We start from the raw sequence: 20,015 nt of genomic DNA on the forward strand, positions 1-20,015 counted from the left end.
TACCATTTCTAATTTAATAGTATGACTAATTTATCACAGCAACTGGAAATTCTGTTTCCGGCAGAAGACCAGATTCCGGAGGAATTTCGGATCGAAGCATTGCATCAGCGGGACTACCTCGTGGATGGCGAAATCCGGCAGTGGGACGGCCCCACGCAGGAGGTGGTATCGCCAATTTTTGTTCAGACGCCCGCTGGTTTGGTTCGGAAAGTGATCGGCAGTTACCCCTTGCCGGTGGATGACAACGAAGCCCTGGATGCGCTGGATGCAGCCGTTCGGGCTTTCGACAGCGGAAGGGGTGCCTGGCCGACGATGTCGGTAACCGATCGGATCGAGTGCATGGAACGCTTTGTCGGGAAGATGATGGAGCAGAAAAAAGCCGTCGTCAACCTGCTGATGTGGGAGATCGGGAAAACCCTGGCCGACTCGATCAAGGAATTTGACCGCACCGTGCAATATATCTACGACACCATCGACGCGTTCAAGGACGTCGATCGCGCCGGTTCGCGTTTCCGGATCGAGGAGGGCATCATTGGCCAGATTCGGCGCTCGCCCCTGGGAGTCGTTTTGTGTATGGGGCCGTTCAATTACCCGCTCAACGAAACCTATACCACGCTGATCCCGGCCATTTTGATGGGCAATACGGTTTTGTTCAAACCCCCGAAACACGGTACGCTGCTGCATCACCCGCTGCTCGACGCATTCCGGACGTCGTTTCCGAAGGGGGTCGTTAACACGGTCTATGGCCGGGGGGCTACCGTGGTTCCGACACTGATGAAGTCGGGGAAAATCAACGTGCTGGCGCTCATTGGGTCGAGCCGGGTGGCCGACAGCCTCAAAAAAATGCACCCCAAAAGCAACCGTCTGCGGGCGGTTTTGAGTCTGGATGCCAAAAATGCCGCCATTATTCTACCCGATGCCGACATCGAGCTGACCGTGAAAGAGTGTATGCTGGGCGCGATGTCGTTCAACGGGCAGCGGTGTACGGCCCTGAAAATCCTGTGGGTACACCGGTCGGTGGCCGACGTTTTTCTGCAACGCATGGGCGAAGAACTGAACAAACTGAAGCCCGGAATGCCGTGGAGCCAGGGAGCGCAGGTAACACCGCTGCCAGAACCCGGAAAACCGGCGTATCTGGATGCGTGTCTGCGGGATGCTGAAGCGAAAGGTGCCCGGATTATGAACGAAGGGGGCGGCACGACCGTGGAATCTTTTGTCTTTCCAGCCCTGGTTTATCCGGTAAAAGACGGTATGAAACTCTACCGCGAGGAGCAGTTCGGGCCGGTGGTTCCGGTGGTTCCTTTTGACGATATTGATGAGCCGATTGCCTACATCATCGACGCGGATCACGGCCAGCAGGTCAGCATTTTCGGGAGTGAAAGCGAACCGCTCGCGCGTTTGATCGATCCGCTGGTCAACCAGGTCAGCCGGGTGAATATCAATGCGCAATGCCAGCGCGGACCAGACACGTTTCCGTTTACGGGCCGGAAAGATTCGGCAGAAGGCACCCTGTCGGTGGAGGATGCGCTGCGGTCGTTTTCCATCCGCACCGTGGTGGCCACGAAAGATACGGCGCAGAACAAAACGATTCTAAACGACATTGTGGAGCAGCACCAATCCGAGTTCCTGTCGACGAAATTCATTTTTTAATTCATTGCCATAACCGGGTCCGCCGTGCCTTTTATCCAACATCGTCCGGGGTGTTTCGATGCTGATTGGAAGAAGGTACGGCGGTATCGCCGGATTGCATTATAGTAGGATTGCATTAATCGAAATTTAATTCTATCTCTCCCTCATTTTCGAACGGTTTTGTGAACTCATTGGTAGAAATCTTGTTACATCCAATAAATTTTGGGTTGTACGTTGCATTCATCTACCCGTATGGCACTTGAACTCGTTCCAATCGATCGCATCAGCAAACAGGATAAAGCTCTTTTTCAACAAAACTATTTCAAAAAACACCAGCCCGCCATCATCCGGGATTTTTGCCACGACTGGCCGGCCTATACAAACTGGTCGTTCGAAAAACTTAAAGAAAGGGCCGGTCATCTAACGGTCGATTTGTACAATAACAAGCCGGCAGATCCAGATAAAAGCACGATGTTTGTCGATGAGCGCATGAATTTTGGCGATTATCTGGACAAAATTTCTTCCAATCAGCCCGTCGAACTCCGCATATTTCTCTTCAATATTTTCAAGCACATTCCATCCCTCAAAAAAGACGTTCTGAAGCCTGATCTGGTGGACGGATTTGCGATGAGCCTGCCGTTCATGTTCTACGGCGGTGCCGGGTCGGTGGTACACATGCACTATGACATTGATCTGTCGCATGTTTTCCTGACGCAGTTTGTGGGCCGAAAGCGGGTGGTATTGTTTGCGCCCGAATACACGCCCCTGCTGTATCGGCTCCCGTTTTCGGTCATTTCGTACATGAACGTCAACAAGCCGGATTACCAGAAATACCCCGGTTTGCAGCACGTCAAAGGCTATGAATGTACCCTGGATTATGGCGAAACGCTCTATATACCAGCCGGTTACTGGCATTACATTGAGTACATCGATGGCGGTTATGCGTTGTCGCTCCGGGTTCTCAATGAATCCTGGCTGAAAAGGATTCAGGGTGCCTGGAATCTGTTCGGGCAAATGCGGATTGACAATTTTATGAAGAAATACTTTACACAATCGTGGTTTCAGTATAAAAACCGGAAAGCGTTTGAAAATGCCAATGAAGCGATGAAAGATCTCCCTCGTTTGGAAAACGCAGAAGCATAAATCATTTTTCTTATAAAATTTACCACTAGATTAATTTGGAAATAAGCTGTTTTTTATTTAAGTTTCTAAAGATTAATTCACTATTTTAAAACTCATTTAACGTATAAACGTGACTGTTAGCAGGTGTGTTATTGAATTGTTATCAAATTTTATTGTTGGAATTGATTTTATAATATAACTACGAATTGGCTTACTGGGAAGATTATTAGTGATGCTCAAAAATAGGGTAAATGCAAGCTGAAAAATGGAAAAGAAATGGCATAAAATAAACGAAGGGATCTATACGTTTTTTGTCGGAAACGAAAAAAAAGGATCACTCAGTATGAACACCGCGGGCGGGAAAGCAACCGCTACTGTAGGCAGCAAACAATTCACGATCAAGAGAACCGGATTCTGGCAAAGCTCCCTGGAAATTAGTGACGGGGATGAAAGACGGGTGGCCAGGGCTTATCCTGAAACGTGGTATGGCAATTCGATGGTTTTCGAATATGAGGGCCGAACCTATCAATTAAAAATAAAAAATAATCCGTTGGCCGAGTGGTCGATCCTGGCGGGAAAGCAAGCCGTTTTATCGTACGGTTTAGCGGTTGATCAGGGGAAAACGGTGGTTACCATCCGTTCCCAGCCGGAGAATTCGGATTATTTGCCCGACTTTCTGCTCTGGTACCTTTTTGAACCTATAGCGACTGAAAATACCACCGATCCTGATTTTTTCTAACGCTGACGGTATAACACCTTGATCTACATAAAGCAGTAAGCATGCATTTTTCGACGCGATTGGCAGAAGAAACGGATGAATTTAAAATTTATAATCTTTACAAACAGGTGGCCAAAATTCCCGGTGGAATAGCCCGGGAAGAAGACGAAATTACACCCGCTTATGTTTCGAATAACTTGCGGAAATCGCTTCAGAATGGCCTTTCTCTCGTGATCGCTAATCCGGAAAATCCCGCAGAACTGGTGGCTGAAATGCATGGCTATCAACTGGAACCCCGGGTTTTTAAACACATCCTGTCGGAATTAACGATTGTTGTTCACCCCGGTTTTCAGAACTGTGGGCTGGGGAAACGACTATTTTTAGATTTTTTAAAGTACGTCGAAGAAAACCGCCCCGACGTCTTACGGGTTGAGCTGATTGCCCGCGAAAGCAACACCAGAGCCATTGCGTTTTATCAGAAAATAGGCTTTGTGGTCGAAGGACGGTTAGAGAAACGGATTGATACGAAAACCGGCTCATTTGAAGCCGATATTCCAATGGCCTGGTTTAACCGGAATTTTGTAAAATGAGCACAATCATTACACCCGAAGACCCCGACTGGCTGGTAAAACTGGTACAGGAACGGTACGCCTTTTGTAATCCGGATCTGGCACAGGCCGAACGCATTCATCACTATGAACAAGACAAAAGGCTTTCTTCCAAAGACACGTACTTTTCGCAATGGGAAGAATGGGATTTTGAATGGGCGACTTTTAAAGACATTCTGGGCAACGAGCAGTTTGAACGGTATGAAGCGAATCTAAAAACCCGGATTCGGAGTTATGAGGAAAGCCTTGTGGAAGATGACAACGGCAAATTGGGTGAAATTGCGTATAATCAAGCATTGCTAACGAATTACGAAAAGATTTTGCCTGATTTTTTTAATCCACGGTCTCCGTTAAAATTGACAGGACTATTTCAGGAAGAGACCAAGATTGACTTTTTAAAAGCAGAGTACAAACGGTATTTAAATGAGATGAAAGTCAGGTTATTGGTTGAGCATTTTCGGTTTGCCCGAACGTTTATGCCCAATCTGTTGAAGATAACGTTACTGCAGCACAAACTCGATTATCTATGGCCGGACTATTTTTACTTCAAACACCGAATGGACGAGCCCACAAAAGCCACGGCGAATTACCTGAAAGGAAAGCTTTTCTACATTAATGACAAAATCTATAACTTGGTTCAGGAGAAATTTGATAAGTTGAAGTCGTTAAATCAAGAAAATTACAACAAATACCTGGGTGAACGACCCGCTGTCGGTTCTCTTACCTATGGGCCGTCAACGCCCGAAGACCGGCGGGAACATCTGTTGATGAGTTTGTTGCTTCTGGATGAGAACAAATACGGATGGCGGGAGTAAACTTCTGAATTCAGGCAGCCGCTCCGTCATTACCGAAAACGGAACGTCTGGCGGTTTTTTCTTGCCGTTCAAAAAAACGAACTCGTGCGGGTTCGTTTTTTTTGTGTAGAATTGAACGTGTAAAACAGCAGCACCGAAAAACCCGATGGCCTAGCGGTTGTCGAAGACAAGCATATGGGACTATTTGACTTCATTCGCAATGAATTTATCGAGGTCATCGACTGGGTCGATAACTCGAACGATACGGTAATCTGGAAATTTCCGGACAATGGCAATAACATCAAATACGGCGCTCAACTGACCGTGCGTGAGTCGCAGGTGGCGGTTTTTATCAACGAAGGCCGGATTGCCGATGTGTATCAGCCGGGACGTTATGAACTGACTACGCAGAACATGCCGATCATGACCACCTTGCGGTCGTGGAAAATGGGTTTCGAGTCGCCATTCAAAGTGGATATTTACTTCGTCTCGACCAAGCAGTTTACGAACCTCAAATGGGGAACCCAAAACCCGTTCATCGTCCGCGATCCCGAACTGAAGCAGGTACGCGTACGGGCGTTTGGGGTGTTTGCCCTGCGGGTGGTCGATGCCGGGAAGTTTATCAAGGAATACGCCGGAACGACGCCCGTGGTCCGGATCGGCGATGTGGAGGATCAACTCCGGTCGGCCATCATCACCAACTTCACGGATACGATTGGCGAAGCCGGTATTTCGGTCTACGATTTATCCCGAAATTACAAGGAAATCGGCGACAAACTGCTGCCGCTGCTCCAGTCGGATTTCACGGGCTACGGTCTGGAACTGACCAAATTTTACGTCGAAAATACGAGCCTGCCGCCAGAAGTGGAAGCTTTCCTCGACAAAACCACGCAGATGAATATGGTCGGTGATATGGCTCGCTTTCAGCAGTTTCAGGCGGGTGTTGCGCTGGAAGATGCCGCCGAAAGTGGTGGTGCCGGTGGCGCTGCCGTGTTGCTGGGCGGTTTGGGCAATTTCATGCAGAACACCAGCGCGGCCAATGCGCCACAGGCTCCCAAAGAAGACAAAACCGAGGTCATGAATCTGCTCAGGCAACTGGGCGAACTGAAAGCCGCCGGGATTTTGACCGAGGAAGAATTCAACGCCAAAAAAGCCGAGTTACTAGCCAGACTCTAAAGGAGGAAGGGAGGAAAGGATAGAAGGAGGAACGGAATCAACCAGTACCTCTTTTTCCCTTCCTCCCTTTATCCTTTTCTTCCTTCCTCATGCAACCATCAGAACTTTCAGACCTGGTCCGGGCTCCCTGCAAGGCCTGCGGAGCACAGTTGAAATTTTCGGCCGAGAAGCAGAAACTGAGCTGCGATTATTGCGGCAACACCGAAGACATTCCGTTTACCAAAAGCAATCTGCACGAGAACCCGCTGGCTTTTCGCGTCGAAGACCGGCAGTTACCCAACGCGCCCACTGAGGAGAAACGCTTGTTTACCTGCCAGAATTGCGGAGCGAAAACGACCGTTAATTACGACGCACCGACGATAACCTGTGCCTTTTGTAATTCCAAAAACGTGAACCCGGATGCCCAGAAAACCCGGCTGATCGAACCCGCCGGTTTGCTGCCGTTCCGGATTTCGAAAGAGCAGGCGTTGCAGCGGTTCAAGAGCTGGGTAGGGGATAGCTGGCTGGCGCCGTCGGATCTGGCAGCCGGTGCGATGCTGGATAACCTGCACGGTATTTACATTCCGTTCTGGACGTTCGACGCCCAGGCGCATTCGAATTACACCGGAGAAGCCGGGTTCTACTACTACGTTCCGGTGCAGGTGCGCGACGCCAATGGCAAAACCGTAACGCAGCAACAGCAGCGCGTTCGGTGGGAATACCGCAGCGGGTCGCACCAGGCGTTTTACGACGACATGCTCGAAATGGCCTCCCGGAAATTGTCGGAGCAGGAAAGCCAGGTGCAGGAAGCCAGTCGCTACGATTTGAAGGAAATCGTCGATTATGATCCGCGGATTTTGCTGGGCTGGGAAGCCGAAGTCTACAGCATCGATTTACAGGAAAGTGCGCGCAAAGCCGAGGAACAGATTCGGAGTCGCGAAGAAAATGCCTGTGCCTCGCAAATGGGCGGGGATACGCAACGCAACCTGAATGTCGATACGACCTTAACCAACCAGACGTTCAAGCATATTTTGTTACCGCTCTGGATTTGTATGTATCTCTACAACGGCAAGCCATACCGATTCCTGGTTAACGGACAAACCGGGCAAATTGCGGGCGAACGACCCAAATCGGCCTGGAAAATTGCCCTGGTGGTATTTGCTTTTCTTTTGTTGGTACTATTCTTTTATTGGCTGGGGAAACGGTAAAAACGCTTTGAGATTTTTCTCACATATGATAAAAGCTTATCGCAAGGTTGTTCCCGTAATTCCTTAATTTTACACCTTCGGCAAATACGGTTTTCGTTCGTTATCTGCGTAAATCATTGTTGATCAATATATTGCATGCACTGAAAAAGGTCATTGTCCATTGCTTGAGTCTATCCATCTTGTAAAATATTTCGGGGACGTAACTGCCGTTCGGGGCGTCTCATTGGTCATAAAACCGGGTGAGGTAGTGGGGTTGATTGGGGCGAGTGGCTCGGGGAAAAGTACCATGCTCAATCTGATGGCGGGTTTACTCGATGCAACGGAAGGGGTCGTTCAATTAAATAATGAGCGAATTAAAGGGCCATCAGAACAGTTGGTTCCGGGGCACCCGCATATCAAATTGGTACACCAGGAATACCAGTTGATGCCCAACGTTTCCGTCCGCGAAAATATCGCCTACGCCTTACGGTTTTACGAAAAACGCTACCAGGATTTTCGGGTCGAGCAGTTGATCAACCTGTGTCGGCTCGAAGCAGTGCAACACCGGCTCCCGCGCCAGGTGTCGGGGGGCGAAAAACAGCGCACGGCCATTGCCCGAGCCATTGCCGAAAAACCGGCCGCGTTGCTGCTCGACGAACCGTTCAGTCACCTCGATTTGCCCAACCGAGAACTGATCCGAAGTATGTTGCTGGATCTGGTTCGGAACGAGAAAACCGCCTGCCTGTTTGTTACCCACGACTCGACCGACGCCCTGTCCATCTCACACCGTATCGGGATTTTGCAGGACGGCCAACTGATTCAGATGGGGGCACCGATGGATGTCTACCGCCGTCCGTACAACGCCTATGCCGCGCAAATGACCGGCCCGGCCAACCTGATTCGGGCCAAACACCTGCCGCTGATGGGCATCATTCACGCCTACCAACCCAACGCACTGGCCTGTGTTCGCCCGGAAAACATCCGGTTGAGCGACCGTGGACGCTTCGGCGGAACCGTCCGGAATGTGTTTTTCAAAGGCGCTTACCTGGAAGTGGAAGTCGAAATGAACCGGTTTGTCAACCTGACGTTTGTGGCGGCCTCCCACGAAAAAATCAAAGTCGGCCAATTGGTCGGGCTGGAAATGTCGCCCGAATCCGTTCACTGGATGCGCGGATCGTCGGTCTAGTCGTCCGATTTTTTCTGGTTCGAAATCACCGTCTGCGGATTGCCCCGGTGCGAAACATCGGCTCCGCCCCGCGTATTTTTCTCCAGTCGTTTCGTTACGGTCACCGAGGCATCACTTGCTCCCGACGCCCGGATAATCGCTTCATTGGCCGTCAGTTCGTAAGCTTGTAAATCCGACGCCCCCGAAATGTCAACATCGAGTTGCTTCACGCGTCCCCTCAATTTGGTGTCGGAGGCTCCGGACGCTTTCAGCCGGATGCGGTTGGCCGAAACGTCTTTCATCGTCAGGTCGGCGGCTCCCGACAGCGTAATGTCCAGTTCTTCACTGTCGAATGCATCATTCACGTCGCCGTCGGAGGCACCGGAAAGGGTAATGCCGCGCAGGGCGGGCATCGTGACCAGCAAGCGGGGCGATTTGCGGCTTTTACCCGGCATCCAGTTGCCGGCCGGCCGGTTGAACCGGGCGACCAGCACGCCGTTTTCGCTTTTGACGGACAGGTACTCGGTTTCGCCGGGCGACAGATCGGCCACGATGTCGAAAGCGCCTTTGCGGATTTCGACATCGATGGCATTGGCCACGTCGATGCGGTCGAACGACTTGATACTGAACTGTTTAGTTACTGATTGCGCTTTTGAAAAACCGGCCATCAGCGTCGAAAACAAGAGAGATAAATAAAAACGATGGGTTTGCATGGTGGTTAGCGAAAGATAAAATTCCTGCGATGAAGATGCCGTCCTGAACCGGAAAGTTGCACCGATTCCTATTTTCTTTTCTGCCACGGTACGGCCCCGCCCAGTTGGATGTGGTTCATTAACAGGCGGGTCAGTTCATTGGCTTTCGCTTTTTCCTGCTTCGCCAGATCGGTGGTTTCTTTCGGATCGTCTTTCAGGTTATACAATTCAAAGGGTGAAAACGGACTGGGTTGCAGCAATTTCCAGTCGCCCAGTCGAACAGCCTGGGTCGTCAGTCCCTTGAAGGCGTCGTTGCCTTCCCGGCGAATGTAAAAAAGCGGCCGCTGGCGGAGCGTTTCGAGCTTCTGCGCATCCGGTTGATTCGTCAGCAAAACCGGCACCAGCGATTTGCCATCGACCGGCGTGGTGGCTTGCTGACCCGCCAGTTCCAGAAAGGTGGGCATCCAGTCGCTGAGTTGCCCACGCTCGTCCGACACCCGGCCCGGCTGAATGTGACCCGGCCAGACCACGCCCGCCGGAATCCGAATCCCGCCTTCATACATCGTTCCCTTGAAAGCGCGGTAGGGGCCGTTGTTGGCTTTGGCGGGTCCCCAGCCGCCGTTGTCGCTCGTGAAAACGATCAGTGTATTTTCCAACTGTCGGTTTGCCTTCAGGGTTGCCAGCAGTCGGCCGATGTTGGCGTCCAGGTGTTCGATCAGCGCCACCAGTTTGGCCCGGTTCGGGTCGATGGCGGGTTCCCGCTTTTTCACCCGGTCAATCCAGTCGGCGGGTGGTTGCAATGGGTTATGAGGAGCATTGTAAGCGAGGTACAAAAAGAACGGTTTTGGGTTGTTCTTCCGGCTGTTTACATACCGGATCGCTCCGTCGGTAAACACATCGGTTGCGTGACCGGGCGGATCGATGACCTGGCGGTTGTGGCGCATGAAATTGTGGCCGTTGCGTCGTTTGGTGTAATAATCATCCATCATATCGCCCAGAAAACCGTAAAATTCCTGAAAACCGCGTTCGTTGGGGGCGTTTTCGGGTTCCAGTCCCAAATGCCATTTTCCAACCAAAGCCGTGTGGTAGCCCGCTTTTTGCAGATAGTTGGGGAGCAGCAGACCCGGGGCCAGGTAGCCCCAGCTATCGGCCAAATCGTCACGAATAACGCCAGGAACACCCATCGCTTCCGGCCAGCGCCCCGACAGCAAAGCCGCCCGGCTGGGGGAGCAAACCGGGCTGTTGGCGTAAAAATTCGTAAACCGTAATCCGCCCCGCAACAGGCTGTCGATGTGTGGTGTTTTCAGGTCGGTAGCCCTGTAGGAAGAAAGGTCACCCCAGCCCAGATCGTCGGCGAAGATGAAGACGATGTTGGGCTGGGGAGCCGCCAAAGGGGGCGTATGACTCAGAAATAACGTGCTTATTACGGCGAGAATCAGGCCGGTAAGCAGAAACGAAAACGGACGATACTTCATAAAGGCTGCGGAAAGCCGTGGGAATAGATAAACCTTCGCCCGCAAATTCCGTAACTTTGCACCATGAATCAAGTACTCAATCAACAAACTGACACCCTGGAGCGGCTTCCCGTCATGGAATCGTTCTACACGTTGCAGGGAGAGGGGGCGCATACCGGAAAAGCCGCGTATTTCATCCGGCTCGGCGGTTGCGACGTCGGGTGTCACTGGTGCGATGTGAAAGAATCCTGGGATGTAAACGCCCACCCCAGCTACACGATCGATGAACTTGTCGACGGAGCTTTGCAATATCCCGGACGCATGGCCGTCATTACGGGCGGAGAACCGCTGATGCACGACCTGAGCGGTTTGACGCTGGCGCTTCAGAACGCCGGTTTTCAGACCAATATTGAAACCTCGGGGGTTTATCCCGTCACCGGGCGTTGGGACTGGATCTGTTTTTCGCCCAAGAAGTTCAAGGAGCCCAATCCGGATATTTTCAGCAAGGCGAATGAGATGAAAGCCATCATCTACAACAAAAGCGATTTTGCGTTTGCGGAGTCGTTTGTGGCATCGCTGCAACCGCATTGCAAATTGTTTTTACAACCGGAGTGGAGTCGTTCAAATGAAATGCTGCCTCTGATCGTTGAGTATGTAAAACAGCATCCGCAATGGCAGGTTTCGTTGCAAACACACAAATTCATGGACATTCCGTAAGGGAATTGAAGCAACGAAAAGGAAGAAAGGAGCGACGGCAAAACCGCCTGTTGATCCTTTTATTCCTTTTTTCGTTTCCGCCCTTTCTTCTTCCTTCCTACGGTCAAAACAAAAAGGCCGTCGAACTGTATAAAAAGGCGGTCGATGCTTTGTCGAACCGGAAAATGACCGAGTCGCTGGATTTATTTCACCAGGCCGTGGAACGTGATACCGGCTATACCGATGCGTATCTGAAACTGGGGCAGGTCTACGAATTCATGCGCCAGCCCGACCAGGCTTTTCAGGTTTACCAACGGGCCATCGGACAACAGCCCGACAAACCCACGACGGGGCTGGCGTATCAGTTTGTGAGTGCCTATCTGCTCAAAAAAGGCAATTATCGGGTCGCCATCCCGCACATCGAACGGTATCAGAAGCTGTTTCCACCCCAGTCGCTGCAATGGAAACGGATCGACCGGATGCTGCAAACCGCCCACTTTGGCGAACAGGCGATTCAGAATCCACTACCGGTCAAACCGCAGCCTTTGGCCGCGACGGTTCAGGCGTTTCCGTCCCAGTATTTTCCGGTGTTGACGGCCGACGAGCAGACGCTGGTGTACACGGTTTTGAAGCCCGAAGGCGATGAGGATCTGATGGTTTCGACGCACAAAGGCGAAACCTGGAGCCCGCCCGAGTCCATTTCACCCCTCATCAATTCCATCAACAACGAAGGGACGCCCACGCTGTCGGCCGATGGCCGGACGCTGGTGTTTACGGTTTGCCAGGGTCGTGCGGGCTACGGGAGTTGTGATCTTTACATCAGTCATAAAACCGGGAATGCCTGGTCGGAGCCGCAAAACATCGGGCCGGTGGTCAACACCCGCGCCTGGGAATCGCAACCGGCCTTGTCGGCGGATGGTCGGCGTCTGTATTTTGTGTCGGATCGGAAAGGCGGAATGGGCCGACGCGACATCTGGTGCAGCGATCTGGGCGACGATGGCGAATGGAAACCGCCCTACAACCTGAAATCCATCAACACGCCCTTTGACGAAGCATCGCCGTTTATTCACGCCAACGGCCTCAGTCTGTTTTTTGCGTCGGAAGGGCACCTGGGCATGGGCGGTTACGATCTGTTTGTGGCCGATAGTACGGCCAATGGCTGGTCGAATCCGCAAAACCTGGGGTATCCGATCAATACCTCCGACGATCAGGCGGCTTTGTTTGTGTCGGCCAACGGCACCCACGCCTATTATTCGCAGGAACAGGCCGCCAGCGACGGCAAGCAGCGTTCCAAACTCTACGTTTTCGATCTGCCCGAAGCCCTGCGTCAGAAAGTCCGCCCGGTCAGTTACCTGAAAGGGCTGGTGGCGGATGCCCGCACCAAAAAACCGCTGAATGCCACGATTGAACTCATTGACCTGTCGACCAATCAACTGATTACCCGCGTTCAGTCTGATCCGCAAACCGGGCAATACACCGCCATTCTGCCGACTGGTGGCGAGTACGCCCTGTATGTCATCGGGCCGGGGTATCTGTTCAAAAGTTTGTCGTTCGATTTTACCCGGAAACGGGAAGGCGAGGGGTTGACGATGAGCGTGCCGCTGGAACCGATCAAACCGTCGGAGGGCGGGGCTCCGGCCAGAGAGACGCTGAACAACCTGTTCTTCGAAACCGGGCGGTATGATCTGGCCGACAAATCGCGGACGGAACTCGACCGGCTGGTGAAGTTTCTGGAAGTCAATCCAACGGTCAATATCGAAGTTTCCGGGCATACGGACAATCAGGGCGGTACGGCCAATAATCTGGAACTGTCTAAAAAACGGGCGCAATCGGTGGTGAGTTATCTGGCCAAAGCCGGTGTTGCCCCAAACCGGATTAAATCGGCCGGATACGGTGAAACAAGGCCCGTTGTTCCCAACACAACCGACGAAAACCGGAAGCTGAACCGGCGGATTGAATGGCGGATTTGGTGATTTTGAATGACGAATGACGATTGACCATTGACGATCGACAACCGTCAATGGTCAATCGTCATTCGTCAAGCATACAACTTGGTTTCGCCGGGAATTTTTTGCACCTTTGCGCTTGTTTTTTCAGTGTCTGGCTCCGTATTTAAGCAAAAGCCGACCAGATTAAACATTCTATTCTTTGTCAGACGATGACCACCGAACACGTCAATTGCCTTATTATTGGTTCCGGCCCGGCCGGATATACTGCCGCCATCTATGCTTCCCGTGCGGGCATGAAACCCGTTTTATACCAGGGAATGCAACCGGGCGGACAACTCACCATCACCAACGAAGTTGATAATTTTCCGGGCTACCCCCACGGTGTCAACGGCCCCCAACTGATGACGGACCTCGAAGAGCAGGCCCGCCGGTTTGGAACCGACATCCGGTATGGTGTCGTCACCGCCGTTGATTTCTCCGGAACCATTCACAAGGCTACGGTGGACGATCAACAGGAAATTAGTGCCAATGTGGTGATTATTTCGACCGGAGCCTCGGCCAAATGGCTCGGTTTGCCGTCGGAAATGCGCCTGAACGGCCTGGGCGTTTCGGCCTGTGCGGTTTGTGACGGTTTTTTCTTCCGGGGCAAAGACGTTGCCATTGTGGGCGCGGGTGATACGGCCGCTGAAGAAGCGAGTTACCTGGCCAATTTGTGCCGGAAAGTATACATGATCGTTCGTCGGGACGAAATGCGGGCTTCGAAATTCATGCAAAACCGTGTGAAATCGCTTCCCAATATTGAAATTTTGTGGAACAGCGAAACGGAAGAGGTACTGGGTGAGGAGGAAGTAACCGGTGCGCTGATCAAAAATGCGGTGACGGGTGAAAAACGGGTGATCGATGTCTCCGGCTTTTTCGTCGCCATCGGCCACGTACCCAATACGGCCATTTTCAAACCGTTCGTTGATATGGATGAAACCGGGTACATCCTGACGGAAAAAGGCAGCACCCGGACCAATGTGCCGGGCGTATTTGCCTGCGGTGATGCCCAGGACAATACGTATCGTCAGGCGGTGACGGCCGCCGGAACGGGCTGTATGGCCGCCCTGGATGCCGAACGGTATCTGGCCATGAAAGAAGTTGAAATGCACGCGGAAGCGTAAACGATATACAATTAGTAACCACCAAAAAAGAGTTAAAAGTTAAGAGTTAAGAGTTAAGAGTTGGCTAAAGCATTCTTAACTCTTAACTCTTAACTCTTAACTTTTTTTTCAAACTTTATCCCCAAGGATGAGAAAACTGGCAGTCTGGTGGCTGTTCGCCAGCGTTTGCTGTTTGGCAAGCGTAACGACCGTAGAAGCACAGGAACGTGGAAAATTCAAGAAGAACCTGAGCATCAAGCCAAAGAAATCAGAAAAAGAAAATTCCAATTTCCCTACGCAATCACCGGTTCAGGTACCGGATGAGGAATTTGAACAGGAACCTTCCAACCTGCGGTTTAACAACCAGTTTGAACCCAAAAAAGAGGTGAATCCCGTAGTCGCTGAGGACACTTCCACCATCGATGAAGGTGAACCTGCCGTGGTGGAGTATATCGACTCGGTTCAGGTGGGCGATGATTGGGTGAAAATTGCGGATTATTATGCCATTTGGGACCCCCACAACGTCGATCCATATGGCATCGACCCCCTCCAGTTTGACGAAGTAATTGATCTGAAATTATACGATCCGGGCGAAAACCGGTATTGGTCGGCCCCAACCGTCGACGGAAAAGTAACCTCCATGTTTGGCCCGCGCTGGGGGCGGTGGCACAAGGGCATGGACCTTGACCTGGAAACCGGCGATCCGGTTTATGCCGCTTTCGACGGGATTGTCCGGGTGTCAGGCTGGGATGGTGGCGGGTTTGGCCGCTACATTCTGCTTCGGCATTACAACGGTCTGGAAACCGTATATGGCCACTTGTCCAAGGCTCTGGTCGAATCCGGCCAACTCATTAAAGCGGGCGACCAGATTGGCCTGGGCGGCAGCACCGGCCGCAGTTCCGGCTCTCACCTTCACTTCGAAACCCGGTATGAAGGCAACCCCTTCAGCCCGACCTTCGTTTACGACTTCCCGACCAACTCGCTCATTTCCGATCACTTTATACTGACGGCTTCGGCCTGGGACTATTTACGCGGGAAAAGCGTCAACTTATCCGGGTTCAAGCCGCGGTACAAACGCACGGTTCTCCACCGCGTTCGATCGGGCGAAACCCTCACCAGCATTGCCCGGCGGTATGGATTGACGGCATCAACGCTTGCCCGGAAAAACCACCTATCAACCCGCTCACGGATTCGGCCGGGACAAAAACTGAGAGTCCACTAACGAATGAAACTGGATTTACTTGTCATTGCCGTGCACCCCGACGATGCTGAATTGGGTTGCGCCGGCACCATTCTTTCCCTCGTTGCACAGGGCAAAAAAGTCGGGATTGTAGATCTGACCCGTGGGGAACTCGGTACGCGGGGAACGCCCGAAATCCGTTTGCAGGAGGCCGATGCGGCTGCCCGGATTCTGGGGCTGTCGGCGCGCGAAAACATGGGTTTTCGGGATGGGTTTTTTCGCAACGATGAAGAGCACCAGAAGGCGCTGATGGTGGCAATCCGACGTTATAAACCCGATATTGTGATCACGAATGCCATTTACGACCGCCATCCCGACCACGGGCGGGCGTCGGAACTGGTGGTGGATGCGTGCTTTTATTCGGGGCTTCGGCAAATCAAAACCGTGGATAATCTTGGTGCTGACGCGACGGGGCTGGAGCAGGAATCCTGGCGTCCGAAACTGGTGTATCACCTGATTCAGGATCGCTACATCAAACCGGATTTTATTGTCGATATTACCGATTTCTACGAGAAGAAACAGGAGTCGCTGCTGGCCTACAAGAGTCAGTTCTACGATCCGAAGAGCAACGAACCCATGAGTTACATTGCCAGTCAGGAATTCATGGAATTTCTGCGCGCCCGTGCCGAAGAGTTCGGCCACGTCATCGGCGTCAAATACGGCGAAGGCTTCACGGTAGACCGGACGATCGGGGTGAAGAATCTGTTTGATTTGAAATAATGATGGGTTATGAACGATGAATGATGAAAGGGCTGGCTCGAAAAATCATAACTCATCATTCATAACCCATCATCCCGTTACGGCGCCAGCCGCTCGATTACCCAATTCTCTTCTTCTTTTCGGTACAAAACCCGGTCGTGCAGACGGCTGGGTCGGCCTTGCCAAAACTCGATGCGATCGGGAACCAGGAGGTAGCCGCCCCAGTGTGGGGGGCGGGGAATGGGCTGGTTTTCGAATTGCTGCTCCAGTTCCTGCTGGCGGTTTTCGAGTACCTCACGACTTTCAATAGCTGAACTCTGGTGCGAAACCCAGGCTCCGATCTGACTGCCCCGGGGGCGGCTCTGAAAATAAACGTCAGAATCTTCCGCGGATACTTTCTGAATCGCACCCTCGATCCGGATCTGGCGTTCGAGTTCAGCGTAAAAAAAAGTCAGTGAGGCAAACGGGTGCGTGGTCAACTCAGATCCTTTGCGGCTCTGGTAATTCGTAAAAAATGAAAAGCCGTTTTCGTCGAATCCTTTCAGCAAAACAATTCGCCCGGAAGGCCGGCCTTCCGAACCAACCGTGGCCAGGTGCATGGCATTGGGCTCCGGAACGCCCGCATTCAAGGCTTCCGTGAACCAGCGCTGAAATTGAGCGAACGGATTTTTGGTAACATCTGAGGGGTCTAACCCGTTTAGGGTATACTCTTTGCGTAGGTCAGCCAGGGGAGATAGCATGGGTGTTTGGGATTCGATCCGGTGATGCGGTCTGTAAAGAAATAATAATCCGCTTTTTTTCGTATTTTTGCAAAAGTAACGATTCCTAAAGATCGTATGGCGAGCGAAGAGCAAGAAATAACTGAACGCAAGGAACAGAATCCGGAAGCATCTCACGAGAAAAAACCGGAGACTGAGCCGACTGATGCGGTAGAATCAAACGAGGAACCGACTGACAAGGTGGAACTGGAATCGAACGAAAAACCGGCTGATAAAGTAGAATCGGCTCCGGAGCCCGCCAACACGGTGGAGACGGAACTCAATCAGGAAACAACCGATTTGGAAGAGCCAAAGCCGGAAGGAGCGGAAACGCCGGAAGCTTTGGTAACGGAGCCGACGGTTGCTGACGAATCCGGCCAGGAACTGGTGTCTGCTGAAGAGCCACCGGTTGCAGAACCGCAGGCTGTGGAAGCATCCGCACCGGAGACTTCGGCGGTGGCAGAAATGCACGTTGAATCCACAGAATCGGCTGAACTGGAACTGGAGGAGGTGACACCGGCTGCCGACTACAGCCAGCTTTCCCGGGCGGATATGGTCGTGTTGCTCGAAAAAAATCTGGCTTCTTTGAAGACGGATGCGGTTTCGGCATCGGATTATCGTCGGGCAGATGACGTTCTGAAAGAATTACGTCCGTTGTTTGATCAATCGAAAGCATCGGATCGGGCCGAAGCCCTGCAACGGTATGTGCAGGAAACCGGCTCGGAAGAGGGATTCGAGTTTAAACCGGATGAACTGGTGGGTCGGTTCGATAGTCTGTTCAAGCAGATTAAAGACCAGAAAAATCAGTATTTCCAGCAGCTTGAAAAAGCCAAGGATAACAATTTTAACCTCAAAACGGAGCTACTGCGCCGGTTGCGGGAGTTGGTGGAAGCCGACGAAAACAACGCCGGTGATCCGAAGACGAGCTGGAACGGTTTCAAGCACATTCAGGATGAGTGGAAAGCCGCCGGGAATGTGTCGTCGCCCCACAATGCGACGCTTTGGGCCACCTACCACGCTCTGGTTGACCGGTATTACAGCAACCGCAATATTTATTTTGAATTAAAAGAACTCGATCGGAAAAAGAACCAGACCCAGAAGGCGGAGCTTTGTGAAAAAGTGGAAGCGATGGTGCTGGCGAACGAAGGCAGTCCGGTAACCAAAGCGGTTATTGACGAAGCCAACGCTCTGTTCGAAGAATATAAACACGTTGGGCCGGCTCCGAAAGCGGAGCAGGAAGTGTTATGGCAACGCTTCAAAAAAGCGCTCGATACGCTCTACGACCGCCGTCGCGGACAGAACGAGGAGATTCGGAAAGAGGGCGCACAGTTGTACGAAGAGAAATCGAAACTCTACGAAGAACTGATTCCGTTTACGTCGTTCACCTCGAACAGCATCAACGACTGGAACGAAAAGACCCGCGAAGTGATGACGATCCAGGATCGTTGGAACAACATTCGGGGGCCCATGCCGCGCGACGAAGGCAAAGAACTGAGCAAGAAATTCTGGGCTGCCCTCAAGCAGTTCTTCCACCACAAAGGTGAGTTTTTCAAACAACTCGAAAGCAAGCGGGAGCAAAACCTGAAAGCCAAAACCCAGTTGTGCGAAGAAGTAGAAGGCATTTTGGAGTCGGGCGAAGAGTCGGCCGAAATCACCCAGAAAGTCATTGAATTGCAACGTCAGTGGAAAAACATCGGTCAGGTTCCGGAGAAATTTAAGGACACGATTTTTGAACGTTTCAAAGCCGCCTGCGACGGTTTCTTCAACAAGAAACGCTCCCGAAACCAGGAGGTTGAGAAAGAGTTTGAAGAAAATCTGGCGAAGAAAATAGCGCTTTGCGAGCGGATCGAAACCGTGGCAAACAGCGGTAATGCGGACTTGGCGCAGTTGAACGACTTCAAAAAAGAGTGGTCGCAAATCGGGTATGTACCGAAGAAAGACATGCAGTCGATTCAGAAGCGGTACATCAATGCGGTCAACTTGTTTGTGGGGGCCAATGGAAAAATTTCTCCCAGAGAGAAAGAACGGCTGACGCTTGAGAACGAAGCGGAGATGATCCGTGAAACCGGTTCGTCGCGGGATTTGTACAAAAAAGAAGGTGATATTCGCCGTAAAATGACGACGCTGGAAAACGATATTGCGGTGTATAACAACAACATCGAATTCTTCAGCCGTTCGAAAGGCGCGGATAAACTGCGGGCCGACATTGATAAAAAGATTCAGGTGGCCCAGAAGCAACTGGATGATCTGAAGCACCAGTTGAAAGTGATTCGGGAAGCCCAGTAAACGAAAAAAATGGCTTCGGCTGGAAAAATAAAGGAATCTTTCTTTGACCGAAAAGGCAAAATTGCTATTTTTGCACCAGATTTAAAGAAAGCCATCCAGCGTACCCGGTTTTCGGTTGACTGCCTGCGTGGCAGAACGCTCAAATCAAATTGCCTCCATAGCTCAGCTGGTAGAGCAACTGACTTGTAATCAGTAGGTCGTTGGTTCGATCCCGACTGGGGGCTCTTCAAAATCAAGAGGTTATGACGAAAGTCGTAACCTCTTTTTTGATTTCAGCAGGCTCCAGATTCTGTGGGATCAAGAGCAAAAGTTGTGGAGGGCGTAGGATTTTTTGGATCAAGAGCAAAAGTTGTGGAGGGCGTAGGATTTTTTTAGGTTTGTGTTTTTGATCAAACCTGTATTGTTTTGGAGAGTTTCTTGCCCCTGATTCAGTTCCTGTTACCCGAGTTCATCCTGGAAAATTTTGAATTGACTTCCATTGACCGTCCAGACGGTGTCTTCCACGTGTATATTGAAGAGAAGAATGCGGATGACCCGGAAAGGAAAAATCTACGCTCCAAAGGCTTCTTTCCGACGATAACGGTTCAGGATTTCCCCATCCGTGGCCATCAGGTTTTCCTTCACATCAAGCGTCGTCGGTGGCTCAACACCCAAACCGGAAAAGTAGTGTACCGAGACTGGACTCAAGTAGGAAAAGGAACGCGGATGACCAGTGAGTTTG

18 protein-coding genes and 1 tRNA gene are annotated in these 20,015 nt (G+C 51.5%); 16 read left to right on the top strand and 3 right to left on the bottom strand.

The window, feature by feature from the left end; genetic code table 11:
- Nucleotides 1-21: 21 nt before the first annotated feature.
- From DUE52_RS05210 to DUE52_RS05245, 8 genes are all read left to right on the top strand, one after another.
- On the top strand, nt 22-1,650 hold the full coding sequence (locus DUE52_RS05210; protein ID WP_114404901.1) for an NADP-dependent glyceraldehyde-3-phosphate dehydrogenase: 1,629 nt from the start codon (nt 22-24) through the stop codon (nt 1,648-1,650).
- A 231-nt stretch (nt 1,651-1,881) separates the two neighbouring features.
- Entirely contained in the window at nt 1,882-2,772 is an 891-nt protein-coding gene (locus tag DUE52_RS05215; protein ID WP_114404902.1) for a cupin-like domain-containing protein, read from the top strand.
- A 244-nt stretch (nt 2,773-3,016) separates the two neighbouring features.
- The gene (locus tag DUE52_RS05220; RefSeq protein ID WP_114404903.1) at nt 3,017-3,490 is read left to right on the top strand and encodes a hypothetical protein; all 474 of its coding nucleotides are present in this window, start codon (nt 3,017-3,019) and stop codon (nt 3,488-3,490) included.
- A gap of 41 nt (nt 3,491-3,531) precedes the next feature.
- Complete coding sequence (locus DUE52_RS05225; RefSeq protein ID WP_114404904.1) at nt 3,532-4,059, top strand: GNAT family N-acetyltransferase; 528 nt, start codon at nt 3,532-3,534, stop codon at nt 4,057-4,059.
- Entirely contained in the window at nt 4,056-4,892 is an 837-nt protein-coding gene (locus DUE52_RS05230) for a hypothetical protein (protein WP_114404905.1), read from the top strand. The genes DUE52_RS05225 and DUE52_RS05230 overlap by 4 nt, the downstream gene beginning before the upstream one ends.
- A gap of 174 nt (nt 4,893-5,066) precedes the next feature.
- Nucleotides 5,067-6,047, top strand: a complete 981-nt coding sequence (locus DUE52_RS05235; RefSeq protein ID WP_114404906.1) for an SPFH domain-containing protein — start codon at nt 5,067-5,069, stop codon at nt 6,045-6,047.
- Between the two features lie 89 nt (nt 6,048-6,136).
- Entirely contained in the window at nt 6,137-7,234 is a 1,098-nt protein-coding gene (locus DUE52_RS05240; RefSeq protein WP_114404907.1) for a TFIIB-type zinc ribbon-containing protein, read from the top strand.
- Between the two features lie 160 nt (nt 7,235-7,394).
- On the top strand, nt 7,395-8,399 hold the full coding sequence (locus tag DUE52_RS05245; protein ID WP_114404908.1) for an ABC transporter ATP-binding protein: 1,005 nt from the start codon (nt 7,395-7,397) through the stop codon (nt 8,397-8,399).
- Here DUE52_RS05245 and DUE52_RS05250 read toward each other — a convergent pair.
- Together DUE52_RS05250 and DUE52_RS05255 are read right to left on the bottom strand one after the other, a co-directional pair.
- On the bottom strand, nt 8,396-9,091 hold the full coding sequence (locus DUE52_RS05250) for a head GIN domain-containing protein (protein ID WP_114404909.1): 696 nt from the start codon (nt 9,089-9,091) through the stop codon (nt 8,396-8,398). The genes DUE52_RS05245 and DUE52_RS05250 overlap by 4 nt on opposite strands.
- 68 nt (nt 9,092-9,159) lie before the next feature.
- Nucleotides 9,160-10,545: a sulfatase-like hydrolase/transferase gene (locus DUE52_RS05255; protein WP_114404910.1), complete on the bottom strand. Its 1,386-nt coding sequence runs from the start codon at nt 10,543-10,545 to the stop codon at nt 9,160-9,162.
- Nucleotides 10,546-10,608: 63 nt separating this feature from the next.
- Between DUE52_RS05255 and DUE52_RS05260 the strand changes: the two genes are divergently transcribed.
- The 5 genes from DUE52_RS05260 (at nt 10,609) to bshB1 (ending at nt 16,271) form a co-directional block, all read left to right on the top strand.
- A complete protein-coding gene (locus DUE52_RS05260; protein ID WP_229312070.1) occupies nt 10,609-11,241 on the top strand; it encodes a 7-carboxy-7-deazaguanine synthase QueE in 633 nt (210 codons plus the stop codon).
- A 5-nt stretch (nt 11,242-11,246) separates the two neighbouring features.
- A complete protein-coding gene (locus DUE52_RS05265) occupies nt 11,247-13,193 on the top strand; it encodes an OmpA family protein (RefSeq protein ID WP_310587777.1) in 1,947 nt (648 codons plus the stop codon).
- 185 nt (nt 13,194-13,378) lie between these two features.
- A complete protein-coding gene (gene trxB, locus DUE52_RS05270) occupies nt 13,379-14,332 on the top strand; it encodes a thioredoxin-disulfide reductase (protein WP_114404912.1) in 954 nt (317 codons plus the stop codon).
- 127 nt (nt 14,333-14,459) lie between these two features.
- A complete protein-coding gene (locus DUE52_RS05275) occupies nt 14,460-15,533 on the top strand; it encodes a M23 family metallopeptidase (RefSeq protein WP_114404913.1) in 1,074 nt (357 codons plus the stop codon).
- Between the two features lie 3 nt (nt 15,534-15,536).
- Nucleotides 15,537-16,271 (top strand): bacillithiol biosynthesis deacetylase BshB1, encoded by a 735-nt coding sequence (bshB1, locus tag DUE52_RS05280; RefSeq protein WP_114404914.1) that lies wholly within the window; start codon nt 15,537-15,539, stop codon nt 16,269-16,271.
- A 77-nt stretch (nt 16,272-16,348) separates the two neighbouring features.
- On the opposite strand, the gene pdxH is transcribed toward bshB1, so the two are convergent.
- Nucleotides 16,349-16,990, bottom strand: coding sequence for a pyridoxamine 5'-phosphate oxidase (pdxH, locus tag DUE52_RS05285; RefSeq protein WP_114404915.1), 642 nt, complete (start codon nt 16,988-16,990; stop codon nt 16,349-16,351).
- A 96-nt stretch (nt 16,991-17,086) separates the two neighbouring features.
- On the opposite strand from pdxH, the gene DUE52_RS05290 reads away from it, so the two are divergent.
- The 3 genes from DUE52_RS05290 to DUE52_RS32620 all read left to right on the top strand — a co-directional run.
- Nucleotides 17,087-19,294: a DUF349 domain-containing protein gene (locus DUE52_RS05290; RefSeq protein WP_114404916.1), complete on the top strand. Its 2,208-nt coding sequence runs from the start codon at nt 17,087-17,089 to the stop codon at nt 19,292-19,294.
- 151 nt (nt 19,295-19,445) lie between these two features.
- Nucleotides 19,446-19,518 (top strand) — tRNA-Thr (locus DUE52_RS05295).
- A gap of 181 nt (nt 19,519-19,699) precedes the next feature.
- The coding region (locus tag DUE52_RS32620; protein WP_133299766.1) for an ISAon1 family transposase N-terminal region protein at nt 19,700-20,015 on the top strand (316 nt) is incomplete at its 3' end.

This window comes from Larkinella punicea (assembly GCF_003334855.1).
GTDB lineage: Bacteria > Bacteroidota > Bacteroidia > Cytophagales > Spirosomataceae > Larkinella > Larkinella punicea.